The following is a 13,520-nucleotide window of genomic DNA, read 5'->3' as shown; positions in this document are numbered from 1 at the left end:
TGAGAAGACGGCGGTAATAGAAAGGTCAAACCCCTTTGATGACGCGAAATTTTCTTTTCGGCTCTGACATAAATATAGAAGAAAAAATCATAGCTCCGAGCATTGTGATGTATTCCATATAAAGCGAAACTTCTGCCAAAAGCAACCCCGCAATCATTAAAACAGCGCCCAATACCACCGCAAAAACCTTCGTTTTCATGATGAGTTCCCCCTATTATCTGATAATTGAATTATACTGCATCTCCATTAATGTGTACATTTTGTGAACAATTTCACCTGATGAAAGGCAATAAAGAGAGATTTGAAGAATTAGGAGAAATGACAGGCCATCTTTTTGTTTTACTGAAAAAACGAAAGGGAAAGTGAAAAATCAAAAAGGCAAAGGAGTTCTTGAAATGAAAGCGAGACTATTTTTATTCAGCATGTTTCTCCTGATCCCCGTTCTGGCGCTTGCCGGATGCAACAGCCAATCTTCAGGAGGAAGCGAAAAAGCGAAAGACAAAGAAACGCACTCTCACGAAGACATGAATCACTCAGGTTCATCCGAGGTGCCGAAAGGTTTAAAGAAGGCCGAAAATCCGACTTATAAGGTCGGCAGTGACGTCATGATTTTAGCTTCTCATATGAAAGGCATGAAAAATGCGCAAGGAACCGTAAAAGGTGCTTATGATACAACGGTTTACAGTGTATCTTACACTCCGGAAACGGGAGGAAAGCGCGTCGAAGATCATAAATGGGTCATTCAGGAAGAGCTGAAGGGCGCCGGTGATAAAACGTTAAAACCGGGTGACAAGGCCGTGATCGAGGCATCCCATATGAAAGGCATGAAGGGCGCCGAAGCCGTTATTGATTCAGCCCAAAAGACAACCGTGTATATGGTCGACTATACACCGACTGACGGCGGCCAAAAAGTAACCAATCATAAATGGGTGACAGAAGACGAGCTTGCTGCCGCAAAATAAAAAGACCGCAAAAGCCGAAGGAACTCCTTTGGCTTTTTTGCGGTCTCACATTTATGCTGATTTTCTTTTCAAAGCGGGTCTCGTTAAAGAGAATACAGCTAACGCGACAGCGATAATGACAATCAAACCGCCGCACCAGGCTGTTGCTGTGACAGAACCGGTTTGTCCGATCACGCCGCCGCCGATGGCTGACCCGAGCGCGATGCCGATCTGCAAAGCGGACGTGTTGAAGCTTTGCTGAATATCGGAAGACTCAGGCGCAATTTTGATTAAATAGCTTTGCTGCGCCGGCGCAAGGCTCCAGCTGAGCAATCCCCAGATCACCATCGCAGGCAGGAAAATGATTAAAGAAACCGTTGTCAGCGGAAGAATAAACAGGATCAGAGCGAAAGAAACGGTCACAAGCATGATGCTTTTAAATGCTCCTAAACGGTCATACAGCCAGCCTCCGAACGGGCCGCCGCATACCGCTGACAGACCGAACAAAAAGTAGCATACACTGATCCAAACGGAACTCAAATGAAGCGTTCTTTCCAAAAAAGGCGCAAAGTAGGCATAGAGTGTGTAATGCCCCGCCAATGTAAACAAGGTGACAAGATGTGCGCTGGCAATTTTGGCGGTCCCGATCGTCTTAATCTGCTCACGAAACGGAATCATTTTTTCAGCAGGTATTTTTTCGAAAAAGACGCTGATAATCAGCATGGAAACGAGAGATAATACGCCGATTCCCAAGAACAGAACGCGCCATCCGAAGGCATTGCTGATGATAATGCCGACAGGCACGCCTAAAGCGATTGCGGAGCTGAACCCCATGAAAATGATGCCGATCGCCCGCGCTCTGTATTCAGGCGCCACGATTTTAGGAGCAATCGTTAAAGAAAGGACGACAATCAGCCCTGTGCTCATGGAAGCGAGCACCCGTGACACCATAAGTACGGCGAAATTGGGACTGAAATAAGCGACCAGATTACTTAGGAAGAAAATAAACAGTGCGATTAAATAAAGCCGCTTTCGTTCAGCCTTTGCCGTCACTGCCAAAAGCAGCGGGCCGGATACCGCATAACCGAGCGCAAACACGCTGATCAGCTGCCCTGCGCTGACGATGGATATATCTAAGTCGGAAGCGATTTGCGGAAGAATACCGCCCACAATTAATTCAACCAATCCGACTGCGATGGTAGATGCTGCAAGCAGAAATACTTTAAAATTCATGTACAGATACTCCTTTTTTTATTTTTTAGAAAATAAAAAATCCTGATTACAAAAAGTGTACGGGACAATTTTTGTAATCAGGATTTTACGGTTCCTGGTAGACACCCTCAAACCATATCATTGAGGTTATACAATGTATGCAATATTCGGTTGTGTCCGTTTCTGCAAAAATTCTACCATAATAGTGAGGGAGATTCCATAGAAAATTCGAGGAAATCCTTTCAATTTCAATATCGGCGGCTGTAACGTCATTGATGAAGCAGGGAAAAAAATTTATGATAACCGTAAGGAGTCTATACAGATCAAACATTATACAGCCGGAGGAAACCGATGAATAAGTACGAAAAAATCGCCAACGAAATGAGAAAGAGGATTAAAAGCAGTGTATATGACATAGATCAGCCGATCCCGGATGAAAAGACGCTCGCTGCGGAGTTCGGGTGCAGCCGGATGACGATGAAGCGGGCGCTTGATACACTTGCGGCTGAAGGGATGCTTTTCAGAAAAAGAGGGCACGGCACGTTTATCATTCAATCAGCCATGCAGGATGAGCACGTTCACGTAGTCAGCAACGAAATTCTCGGCTTGAGCAATTTGTTAAAAGGAAAGAATATCAAGAGCAAGGTCATCCGGTTTGAAGTGCAGTTTCCGTCTCAAGATGTCGCCGCACATTTGGCCATCGATGAAAAGACTCCCGTCTATTATGTAGTAAGGCTCAGAATTGTTGAAGGCGAACCGTACGTTCTTGAAAAAACGTACATGCCGGCGAGCCTTATACCCGGCATAAATGACGAGGTGCTCAACCATTCCATCTACGATCATATTACGCGGGAACTCCAGCTCAAAATCGCAGGCTCACATAGAAAAATCAGAGCGTGCAAGTCGGATGATATCGATCAGCAACATCTCGGCTGCCGGCCGGATGACCCGATACTTGAAGTCGAGCATGTAGGCTTTTTGGACAACGGCACTCCCTTTGAATATTCATTTTCCCGCCACCGTCATGACAAGTTTGTCGTGACCTCAGTCAATATAAAACGTTCATAAAAGCGCCGAAGAGTGAGAGAAAAACTCACTCTTTTTTTGTTGCCGCTGATTTACATCTTCGCTTCTTTTATGTTATATTACCCAATGATAGAATCATCCTACAAATTTCAGAGGTGTTTTGATGGAGATATCCAAAACAAGCAGACTGTCGCTCGTAGAACAAGTGGTGACGCAAATTGAATCGTTAATTCAATCGGATAAATGGCCGGTCGGGACGCGCATTCCTCCTGAGCTGGATTTAATGAAGCAATTTGATGTGAGCCGAAACACATTGCGTGAGGCCATTCGGGCGCTCGTACATGCCGGCCTGCTTCAGACAAGGCAGGGGAGCGGTACGTATGTCAGCTCATCCAGTGTTCTCGGCGCGGCATTTTACCGCCATATTAAAAAATCAAATTTGCTTGAAACATTAGAAGTCAGATACGCACTCGAAAGAGAAGCTGCACGATTGGCGGCGGAAAGGCGTAATGACGAAGACCTGAAAGCACTGAAGGCATGCTTGGATGAATGTGAAGCGGCCTTGCAAAATGAAGATCGAAAACGGTATGCCGAAGCCGACATTAAGCTGCACAAAACCATTGTACAGGCGGCCCATAACAACATGCTTTCTGATCTATACGAGCATATGACGGAGGCGCTTTGTGCGTCAGTCCATAACCTGTTGGAAATCACCCCTGCTATACGGATCCACACCCAGCTTACCGCCGCGATTATCGGACAGAAACCGGATCAGGCCATGGAGGCCGTCAACCAATACATCACAGTATTTAAAGATACAATACACATGGAGGATGAACATGAAAATTAAAGACGAACATCAAATTCTGCAAGCAAGTCAGCGTAAAAAACTGATATTGCTGGTCATCGGAGTCATATTAATAGGGGCCAACCTCAGAGCGCCTCTGACATCGGTCGGGCCGCTCGTTTCCTCAATTAGGGACAGCCTCGGCATGACCAATGCGGCTGCCGGCACCATTACGACAGTGCCGCTTTTGGCCTTTGCATGTCTGTCACCGTTTGTTCCTTTATTGTCCCGGCGCTTCGGGACCGAGATTGTGTTACTGTCATCATTAATTGTCCTGACAGCCGGAACTCTGCTGCGCTCCATCGCCGGAATCGGCACTCTCTTTTTCGGAACGATCCTGTTGGGATTGTCGATCGCCGTATGCAATGTCCTGCTGCCGAGTCTCATTAAACATAAGTTTCCCGGAAATTTAGGCATCATGACCGGCGTCTACTCGGTTTCTATGAATCTGTGCGGCGCGATTGCATCCGGCATCAGCGTGCCGATCGCCTCTTCAGCGGGGTTAGGCTGGAAAGGCGCGCTCGGCTGCTGGGCTATCCTTTCTTTCATTGCGTTCGTCATGTGGATTCCGCAAATGCGAGGACGCGAACTGCCCGTCCGCACGACTGGGACAAACGGAGAGAAGAAAAGCAGTCTGCTGCGGTCTCCGCTAGCTTGGAAGGTGACGATGTTCATGGGGCTGCAATCCCTTATTTTTTACACCGTCATCGCTTGGCTGCCGGAAATTCTTCAGCAGAATGGTCTCAGCTCAAGTAAGGCGGGATGGATGCTTTCATTAATGCAATTCTCAGTCCTGCCGATTACTTTTATCGTGCCGATTGCTGCCGCTAAAATGAAAAATCAGCGCGCACTCGCCGGACTGACAGCTTTATTTTTCCTTATCGGCATTGCCGGCGTTCTTTTCGGAAGCCCGGCTCTCACTCCGCTATGGGTCATTTTGATCGGAATTGCGGGAGGATGTGCGTTTAGCTTGGCGATGATGTTCTTCAGCCTGCGGACCCGGCATGTTCATGAAGCCGCGGCGCTTTCCGGCATGGCCCAGTCATTCGGATACCTGCTTGCCGCGTTCGGGCCGCTCGTATTCGGTTTGCTGCATGACATCACGCACGGCTGGACGGTTCCGTTATTCATGCTGATCGCAGTCTCCGTTCTGATTTTCATTTTCGGAATCGGAGCGGGAAAAGCAGAACAGATCAAAACAGCATAAAAAAAACAAAGGGCCCGCTTAGGGTCCTTTATTTTTTATTTGAAAAGCTGTCTCAGGCCGTCACGCTGTCAGTTTTAAGCCGATGACACCGATGAGGATAAGCCCCAGAGACACCAATTGTGACAGATTGAATTTTTCTTTAAACCAAAGTATGCCCACGGCCGAAACGCCGATGCTTCCCATGCCGGTCCAAGCCGCATACGCGACACCTGTGGGAAGAACCTGCATCGCTCCGGAAAGACAAAAGAATGAAAGCATAAAGCCTGTTACCATGACAATCAGCGGCCACTTTTTTTTAAAACCGTCAATATGTTTCATGGCAACGGCCGCTACAACTTCCTCCGCTCCGGCAATAAATAACAGCAGCCATGCCATTAATGTTCACCCCTTGTTTCAGTTTCTTTCGTAAATACCTTCATTCCTAAAATGCCGGACAACAGCAAAGCCAAAAAGAATATTTGCCCGATTGAAAACGATTCGCCTAAAATGATGCCCGTTACATATGTGCCGACGGTGCCTATTCCGACAAAAACGGTATATGCGGCAGCCATCGGAATTTTTTTATAAGAGCGGATCAGCATCAGAAAGCTGACGGCAATCAGAAGGAAAATACCAATCCAATCAAAAAGCGAATCCGCATGCTTCAGGGCGGACGCCCAAACTACTTCTAACAGTCCGGCTATCAATACAAGCAGCCAATACATGATACAGTCACCTCAGTTAGTTATGAATGAATGTCAGTCATTTTTGCAGCGGTCAAAAATGATCGGTCTCCGCCAATCATTTCTGCAAGCTTCTTTTGAGAAAGCTGAATATTTCTTTTTTATATACTTCAAGATCGACATCCTGTTCACAGCCGATATAAAACCGTTCAGCCGCGTTCTCGACAACGTTGATAATCGTTCTGGCCGTCCATCTGACATGAATGCCGCTGTGGACCTCACCCTGTTCAATGGCCGTATTGATCACGCCTTCCAGCCAGGAATAATAAGGCTGATAAATGGCTTCCCATTTCTCCATCGAATGATCGATGGCAAGACCGGAATAACAGAGAACGATAATATCTTTATGAAGCCGGGTGATGTGAAATGTCTCATCTACCAAAATGTCCAGCAACGTCCAAAAATCTTCAGAACCGTCCGTTTTCCCTTTTATCCTGTCCAGCGTAGTGTCGAGCAGGTTTTCTGCAATCGCGGATATCAGTGCGTTTTTAGAAGAAAAATATAAGTAAAACGTCCCTTGGGCCGTTCCGGCTTTTTTGACGATTTCTGAAATGGATGCTTTGTCTAATCCTTTTTCAGAAATGACTTCAATCGCGGCTTGCAGGATCTTTTCGTATTTTCCCGAGCTTTGTTTTGCCAATAGAGGGGTTCCTCCTTTTATGAATGACTGTCATTCATTTTATCGTACATTCGCTTTTTTGTCATCCCTTAAAATAAAAATACCGGAAAGAAGACCATACTTCTTTCCGGCATTCGTCATTTATCACTGTCGATCATAGCCTTCGGCAGTCCCGTATATTTTGCCCAGTAATAAATACCGAGCGAACCGATGGCGATCAGAATCAGGTCAAGCGGATTGCTGATAATGCCCAATCCGTGGCCGAACGAGCCGAGATAGGAGAAAATCAGCATCATGACATAAAAGCCGACAATCCACCATGCTGATTTCAGCTGCTGGCGTATGCTGACATCATCTTTGGGAGCATATTTACTGAAACAAAGATAGATCAGAAACATGACAATTTGAGAACCGAGAAGCCAGGATACGGTGCGCCATCCGGACCAATATACAATATAAGAGGTAAAAATAAACGACAGCGGTCCGATGATGCTCATCCCTTTTAAATAAAACGGTCTGTTAATATTCTTCGCGTTGACTCTCAGCGCCGCAGAAGAAATCGGCGCAATCGCATAAGACAGAATCAATGCGACGGAGCATACGTTGACAAGAGCGTTCCAAGAAGGGAACGGAAGCGTCCAAAAAACAGCCAGACCGAACGAAAGCCAAAGGGAGGCACGCGGTGTCCCGGTTTCTTTATTGACTTTAGAAAAAATGCTGAATAATGTTCCGTTTCTGGCCCAGGCATAGACGAGACGTGAAGTCGTATTCATAAAGATATTTCCGTTACCGCCCGGTGATAAAATCGCATCTAAAATGACCAATGTCGCCAGCCACCCCAAACCGAGCAAAACGGCGATATCTTTGAACGGAAGGGAGAATTCAGTCCCGATAGCCGGCCATCCGTGCTTCAGGGTATCCGCCGGGATCGCCCCGATAAAAGTGAGCTGCAGCACGGTGTAAATAATAGTAGAAACGATAATACAGACAATCAATGCGATCGGAATGTTTCGCTTCGGATTCTGAACTTCACTCGCGACAGCCACAATCGGATGCAGCCCAAGGTATGCAAACATGACGCCGCCTGTGGAAATCGCGGCCTGAATTCCGGTGAAACCAAAAGGCGCGAATCCGTGAACGGTCATATTACCCGGGTGAAAATGAAAAATCAGTACCACAATTACCGTAATCGGTACGACATATTTAAAAATCGAAATAATGAAGTTTGCTTTCGCAAAGGTTTTGACACTCCAGTAATTGAGGAGGAAGAACAGGCAGAGCAGCGCAAATTGCAATATCCACCCGGCAATTGTCGGAGAATCGGAGCCTTTTACGGTCAAACCGGGAAACCAATACGCCACGTATTGGCGGACTGCCGTGACTTCTATAGAAATAAGACTCGTGTATGCCACAATGGTGACAAAGGAGATTAAATATCCGACCAGGTGTCCGTGTGAATATACGGGATACCGGATAATTCCCCCGGTCCGCGGCAGCGCGGCGCCCAGTTCCGCATAAACCAAGCCGATCAATAAGATGATTCCCCCGCCGATCAGCCAGGAAAAAACGCCTGATGGGCCCGCTTTAGAGGCGACGTTACTGACGGCAAACAGCCATGCCGAACCGAATATGGCTCCCATGCCGATTAAAATAAGATCAAAAAGTGACATAGTTTTCTGGAAGTTTCCTTGCTTAGACATTCGCTGCCTCCTTAGAAAAGACATTGTTCTCTTTACATAATTCCCATTATCATTCAAACATACCCAGCCGGCCGGCTGGAAAATTAGGACAACTTTCGAAACGAAGTATGTACAGCAATGTGCTCACATTATAATAACGGCCGTATGGCAAGATCTCCCGGCTTATATTCCCCGTTTTAAACACATTCAAACCTCATATTCAGAAAAACAAAAAACGCCCGAAACAGGCGTTTTTTGTTACAAGTTCATATCTTTCAATCCGGGGCTGTGCTCATTCGGAAGCTCGGGAAGTTCCGGCACGGGGAAACCTTTAGGAGGCTCGGACACACTTAATTCGCCGCCGTTTCGGCTCGGCGTCGTTCCCTGCAGAATTTCTCCGATCCGTGTCGGATCCAGTCTGAAATTAAATTGGGTATTATGATAACCCATCTCAACGAATTTCCGGCATTCCGGGTATTTTTCAATATCATAATTCGGCACGGGAAATAATTTGCCCCATTCGACACCCAGTGTTTCCAACGCTTTTGTAAATGCATTTTGATGGGCGTTGTCACGGACGATCAGAAAACCGAGTGTTTCTCTGAACGTCTGATTTGAACTCATTTCATAAATGCGCGTCTTTTGCAGCACGCCGGTTGATTCCAACACGACATTGTCCAATAAATCGGAAATCAGGTTCCCGTGGTTGTATACCCAAGACCCGTTCCATGGATTGCCGCCGGCGTCTACAGGAAGAGAACTTTGCGCCCCGATGATAAAATGGTGCGGATTGGCGTGTTTAACTGCTTCGTCAAGCGGCGCCTGATCTGCTGCCTGATTTCCAGGGCCCTCAGCGCCGCTTTCATCTAGCAGCGCATTGATCGTACTTTGGACGAGTTCAACGTGTGCGATCTCTTCTAAAAATACACCGCGAAGCAGGTCACGGAACTGTTTTTCTTTTCCTCTGAAATTAGAGCTTTGGAAAAAGTATTGCATCATCGTCCGCATTTCTCCGTAGTGCCCGCCTAAAATTTCCTGAAGCACCTTGGCTGCGGCCGGGTCCGGCTTGTCCGGTTTAATGATATTGATCAGCTCTTCTTTGTAATAATACATAAACAGCGCCCCCTGAAAGAAGTTTTCGGTTCTTCTGTTAGTGTCTTTGCAAAGTCAGTTTTTATGTATCGGCATCAAAAAAAGGACGGAAACCGTGTCCGTCCTTTTGTGTTAAGCCTCAACCGTCCCGCGAAGTTTCGTGTTGACAAGCCCGTTCCATCCTTGATCCATCGTACTGTGAATCTCGGAGCTTTTCCGATTGACTTTATTGATAACGGCTTCCGGCTCTTTCCATCCGCCGTGAATGAGAGTGAATTCCGTATCTCCGCTTTCCGTTTCCTTTAAGACAAAAGAAACGATCCAGCCTTCCGTATCCCACGAAAAAGAAAGGCGGTACGGCGCTTCAATATCCAGCAGCTTGCAAGGAGACGGACCGAACGGAGATTCCAGCTGAAACTCACTGTCTTCTTGAGGTGTGAAATCATTCGGCATAAACCAGAGAGACAGGCCGTCCGCAGTGGAGACCGTATCCCAGACAACTTGTATCGGCGCCTTGAAAACGGCGGTATGAATAATGTCCGGTAATGGCTGATTGCTGCTGTTGTTGTTTTTGTTATCTTTGTTTTGTTTATCAGACATGCTGCGTAACCACTCTTTCGCTGTTTTTACTTTTGATCATACTACACGGGGCAGGACATTTGAAATCAAATCAAACTTATTCTATGCTTTTCCAAAGCCATTCAATTCATTTTAAGGAGACGTAGTGATGACAGATCAATTTAAAGCGTTAGTAGTCGATCAACGTGAAGACCGGTTTTCAGTCAGCGTACGGGAGCTGGCGGTTCAGGACCTTCCCGAGGGTGAAGTGCTGATTAAGGTTTGCTATTCAGGGGTGAATTATAAAGACAGCTTGGCTGCCATTCCTGACGGCAAGATTGTAACGTCGTATCCTTTCGTGCCGGGAATTGATTTAGCGGGAATCGTCGTTTCCTCAGATGACGCCCGTTTCAAAGAGGGGGACAAAGTCATTGCGACAAGCTACGGCATAGGTGTTTCCCGCTTTGGCGGTTATAGCGGGATGGCCCGCATTCCGGCAGATTGGATTGTGCCGCTGCCTGAAGGTCTGACACTTAAAGAAGCCATGACGATCGGAACCGCCGGCTTCACTGCCGCATTGTCCGTTCAGCGTCTTGAAGAAAACCATGCCGCTCCTGAAAAAGGGAAGGTGCTGGTCACGGGAGCGACAGGCGGCGTCGGAAGCTTTGCCGTCTCCATTCTTTCAACCTTAGGTTACGAGGTTGAGGCCAGTACGGGAAAAGAAGACGAAAGCGGCTATTTGAAGAGCCTCGGAGCAAAGACGGTCATTCACCGTGATGAAGTGTATAACGGCACGTTAAAACCAATGCAAAAGCAAAAATGGGCAGCGGCCGTCGATCCGGTCGGAGGTGAGCCGCTTGCTTCAGTTCTCAGCCAGATTCAGTACGGCGGATCAGTTGCTGTGAGCGGACTGACAGCGGGAACGAAACTCCCGGCTACAGTCTTTCCGTTTATATTGCGCGGCGTCAGTCTCTTGGGAATCGATTCCGTATTCTGTCCGATGGAGACAAGAAAGAAAACATGGCAGCGTTTAGCTGATGACTTCAAGCCTGCAGATCTGGAGGCCTTTATTCAAAAGGAAATTACACTTGAAGAGCTGCCGAATACGCTTCCTGCCCTTTTAAAAGGAGAAGCGAGAGGAAGAACGATCGTTACAATAAACGAAGAATAAATCAAAAACCCCCAATCAGCAGTTGGGGGTTTTCAATATATAATCAATTATTGATTACAATCGGGGTAATTCGTTGAGCGTGTTACGAAAATGCATTAATGGAAAACGTAAATTGATTATGTGTGGGTATAATATAGGTAAGTTATAAAATTTTCTGAAATATTTATTGACTGAAAGCGCTTTTAAAATTATGATAATAACATAAGTGCCAATAATATCATTATAACTTTACTAAAAAGTAACTATAAAGTAACAATTTGGCGAGAGGGGAGAGCGAATAATCACTATAAATGATAACGCTTTCGGAGTATTTTCTTCTTATATAACTGTTTTGGACAGTCAGAAATTGTATGCAGACGTTATAGGTGTAAACATTGATAACTGAATATTCCGATATTATCTCTGTGTAAAAACTAGGAGGATTTGAAGATGAATAAAAATAGCAGCCAGCATTCATTTTTGAGAACCATCATTTTAGTATCGACATTCGGGGGACTTCTTTTCGGCTACGATACCGGTGTAATTAATGGGGCGCTGCCGTTTATGGCGGAAGCTGACCAGCTTAATCTTACCGCTTTGACTGAAGGGATGGTGGCGAGCTCCTTGCTCTTGGGGGCTGCGATCGGCGCGGTTTTCGGAGGGAGATTGTCGGACTATAACGGCAGACGTAAAAATATCCTTATCCTTGCCGTTTTGTTCTTTGCAGCAACGCTTGGATGTACACTGGCGCCTAACGTATCGGTTATGATCATCTCCCGTTTTCTGCTGGGGCTTGCCGTCGGGGGAGCATCCGTAACCGTTCCGGCATATTTGGCTGAAATGTCACCGGCGGAAAGCCGAGGGAGAATGGTTACCCAAAATGAATTGATGATTGTAACGGGCCAGCTGCTTGCCTTCACGTGTAATGCTATCATCGGCAATGTGCTTGGTGATACCTCTCACGCTTGGCGTTATATGCTCGTTATCGCGGCCCTTCCGGCGTTATTCTTGTTTTTCGGTATGCTGAAAGTTCCTGAAAGTCCGCGCTGGCTGGTTTCTAAAGGAAGAAAAGAAGATGCTCTGCACGTTCTCCGGCGAATAAGGAATGAAGAGAAAGCGAAGTCTGAGCTCGCTGAGATTGAATCTGCCTTTCATAAGGAAGCTGAGATGGAGCAGGCGACTTTTAAGGATCTTGCCGTTCCGTGGGTGCGCCGCATTGTGTTTATCGGGATCGGAATTGCGGTAGTGCAGCAGCTCACCGGCGTGAATTCAATTATGTATTATGGAACTCAAATTTTAAAAGATGCCGGTTTCGAGACAAAAGCCGCATTAATCGGCAATATCGCTAACGGTGTGATTTCGGTGCTCGCGACTTTTGTGGGAATATGGCTTCTCGGTAAAGTCGGCCGCCGTCCGATGCTGGTGACGGGGCTGATCGGAACGACTGCGGTTCTGCTTTTGATCGGAGTTCTGTCTGTCGTGCTGAAAGGATCGCCTGCTCTTCCTTATGTGGTTCTTTCATTAACAGTCACTTTCCTTGCGTTTCAGCAGGGGGCTGTCTCTCCGGTGACCTGGCTGATGCTGTCGGAGATATTCCCGCTTCGATTGCGGGGACTTGGTATGGGGGTCACTGTCTTCTGCCTCTGGATCGTGAACTTCCTTGTGGGTTTAACTTTTCCGATCCTGCTCGCAAACATCGGATTGTCTGCAACCTTCTTCATTTTTGTCCTGTTAGGGGTAGCGTCCGTTATATTTGTGAAAAGGTTTCTTCCGGAAACGAAAGGTCTGTCGCTCGAACAGCTTGAACAAAACTTCCGTGCTTATGAAAAAACAGATCGTAATAGCGCAGAAGCTGAGGTGAGCGGGTAATCTGAATAGACGCGGGGTTCCTAGGAATCCTGCTTTTTTATTTATTATATAGAAGGGAATAATAAGTGAGAAAAAAGTTTCGTAAAAAGTGTTGACCTAATTTGAAGTGCATGGTATATTATTAAACGTCGCTGATGAACAAAGCGATAACGACAAATGAGAAAATGATCTTTTGAAAAAAGACTTTACAAATTCTCAAAAGCGTGTATAATAAATAAGGTCGAGAAAAAGACTTCGAAAAGAAATAAAAAAACACTTGACATCATAACTGATTGGTAGTATGATAATTAAGTCGCCTGATAAGCGCCCGTAGCTCAATTGGATAGAGCGTTTGACTACGGATCAAAAGGTTAGGGGTTCGACTCCTCTCGGGCGCGCCAATTCAAATGCGGGTGTAGTTTAGTGGTAAAACCTCAGCCTTCCAAGCTGATGTCGTGAGTTCGATTCTCATCACCCGCTCCATTATAATGATCTTTGAAAACTAAACAAGACAAAACGTACCTGTTAATTCAAAGTTTTAAATAAATCGCACAGCGATGTGCGTAGTCAGTCAAACTACTTTATCGGAGAGTTTGATCCTGGCTCAGGACGAACGCTG

Annotated in this window: 14 protein-coding genes, 2 tRNA genes and 1 riboswitch; of the genes, 8 read left to right on the top strand and 8 right to left on the bottom strand. The window is 46.3% G+C overall.

Annotated elements, in window-relative coordinates:
* Positions 1-25: 25 nt before the first annotated feature.
* On the bottom strand, positions 26-199 hold the full coding sequence (locus tag BXO87_RS20890; RefSeq protein WP_170930476.1) for a hypothetical protein: 174 nt from the start codon (positions 197-199) through the stop codon (positions 26-28).
* A 196-nt stretch (positions 200-395) separates the two neighbouring features.
* Between BXO87_RS20890 and BXO87_RS16235 the strand changes: the two genes are divergently transcribed.
* Positions 396-962, top strand: a complete 567-nt coding sequence (locus tag BXO87_RS16235; RefSeq protein WP_038457087.1) for a YdhK family protein — start codon at positions 396-398, stop codon at positions 960-962.
* A 51-nt stretch (positions 963-1,013) separates the two neighbouring features.
* Here the strand turns inward: BXO87_RS16235 and BXO87_RS16230 are convergent, their stop codons facing one another.
* Positions 1,014-2,174 (bottom strand): MFS transporter, encoded by a 1,161-nt coding sequence (locus BXO87_RS16230; protein WP_038457090.1) that lies wholly within the window; start codon positions 2,172-2,174, stop codon positions 1,014-1,016.
* Positions 2,175-2,228: 54 nt separating this feature from the next.
* Positions 2,229-2,328, bottom strand: a riboswitch (purine riboswitch).
* Between the two features lie 176 nt (positions 2,329-2,504).
* Here BXO87_RS16230 and BXO87_RS16225 point away from each other — a divergent pair.
* From BXO87_RS16225 to BXO87_RS16215, 3 genes are all read left to right on the top strand, one after another.
* Positions 2,505-3,221: a GntR family transcriptional regulator gene (locus BXO87_RS16225; protein ID WP_038457092.1), complete on the top strand. Its 717-nt coding sequence runs from the start codon at positions 2,505-2,507 to the stop codon at positions 3,219-3,221.
* A gap of 121 nt (positions 3,222-3,342) precedes the next feature.
* On the top strand, positions 3,343-4,029 hold the full coding sequence (locus BXO87_RS16220) for a FadR/GntR family transcriptional regulator (protein WP_038457095.1): 687 nt from the start codon (positions 3,343-3,345) through the stop codon (positions 4,027-4,029).
* Complete coding sequence (locus BXO87_RS16215) at positions 4,019-5,233, top strand: CynX/NimT family MFS transporter (protein ID WP_038457096.1); 1,215 nt, start codon at positions 4,019-4,021, stop codon at positions 5,231-5,233. The genes BXO87_RS16220 and BXO87_RS16215 overlap by 11 nt, the downstream gene beginning before the upstream one ends.
* A 60-nt stretch (positions 5,234-5,293) precedes the next feature.
* On the opposite strand, the gene BXO87_RS16210 is transcribed toward BXO87_RS16215, so the two are convergent.
* From BXO87_RS16210 to BXO87_RS16185, 6 genes are all read right to left on the bottom strand, one after another.
* Positions 5,294-5,608 (bottom strand): DMT family transporter, encoded by a 315-nt coding sequence (locus BXO87_RS16210; RefSeq protein ID WP_003156024.1) that lies wholly within the window; start codon positions 5,606-5,608, stop codon positions 5,294-5,296.
* On the bottom strand, positions 5,608-5,937 hold the full coding sequence (locus tag BXO87_RS16205; RefSeq protein ID WP_038457098.1) for a DMT family transporter: 330 nt from the start codon (positions 5,935-5,937) through the stop codon (positions 5,608-5,610). The genes BXO87_RS16210 and BXO87_RS16205 overlap by 1 nt, the downstream gene beginning before the upstream one ends.
* A 76-nt stretch (positions 5,938-6,013) precedes the next feature.
* Complete coding sequence (locus BXO87_RS16200; RefSeq protein WP_007409294.1) at positions 6,014-6,595, bottom strand: TetR/AcrR family transcriptional regulator; 582 nt, start codon at positions 6,593-6,595, stop codon at positions 6,014-6,016.
* A gap of 116 nt (positions 6,596-6,711) precedes the next feature.
* A complete protein-coding gene (locus BXO87_RS16195) occupies positions 6,712-8,274 on the bottom strand; it encodes an APC family permease (protein ID WP_007409293.1) in 1,563 nt (520 codons plus the stop codon).
* A gap of 237 nt (positions 8,275-8,511) precedes the next feature.
* Positions 8,512-9,366, bottom strand: coding sequence for a manganese catalase family protein (locus BXO87_RS16190; RefSeq protein ID WP_032873144.1), 855 nt, complete (start codon positions 9,364-9,366; stop codon positions 8,512-8,514).
* Between the two features lie 111 nt (positions 9,367-9,477).
* The gene (locus BXO87_RS16185; protein WP_032873147.1) at positions 9,478-9,945 is read right to left on the bottom strand and encodes an SRPBCC family protein; all 468 of its coding nucleotides are present in this window, start codon (positions 9,943-9,945) and stop codon (positions 9,478-9,480) included.
* Positions 9,946-10,072: 127 nt separating this feature from the next.
* Between BXO87_RS16185 and BXO87_RS16180 the strand changes: the two genes are divergently transcribed.
* The 4 genes from BXO87_RS16180 (at position 10,073) to BXO87_RS16165 (ending at position 13,384) form a co-directional block, all read left to right on the top strand.
* Entirely contained in the window at positions 10,073-11,074 is a 1,002-nt protein-coding gene (locus BXO87_RS16180) for an NADPH:quinone oxidoreductase family protein (RefSeq protein WP_032873150.1), read from the top strand.
* 429 nt (positions 11,075-11,503) lie between these two features.
* Positions 11,504-12,922: a sugar porter family MFS transporter gene (locus BXO87_RS16175; protein ID WP_032873152.1), complete on the top strand. Its 1,419-nt coding sequence runs from the start codon at positions 11,504-11,506 to the stop codon at positions 12,920-12,922.
* Between the two features lie 303 nt (positions 12,923-13,225).
* Positions 13,226-13,302, top strand: a tRNA-Arg gene (locus BXO87_RS16170).
* 8 nt (positions 13,303-13,310) lie between these two features.
* Positions 13,311-13,384 (top strand) — tRNA-Gly (locus BXO87_RS16165).
* Positions 13,385-13,520: the final 136 nt, after the last annotated feature.

Source organism: Bacillus sp. GZB, from assembly GCF_001975995.1.
GTDB lineage: Bacteria > Bacillota > Bacilli > Bacillales > Bacillaceae > Bacillus > Bacillus velezensis.
This window is presented reverse-complemented; position numbering and strand designations above follow the sequence as displayed.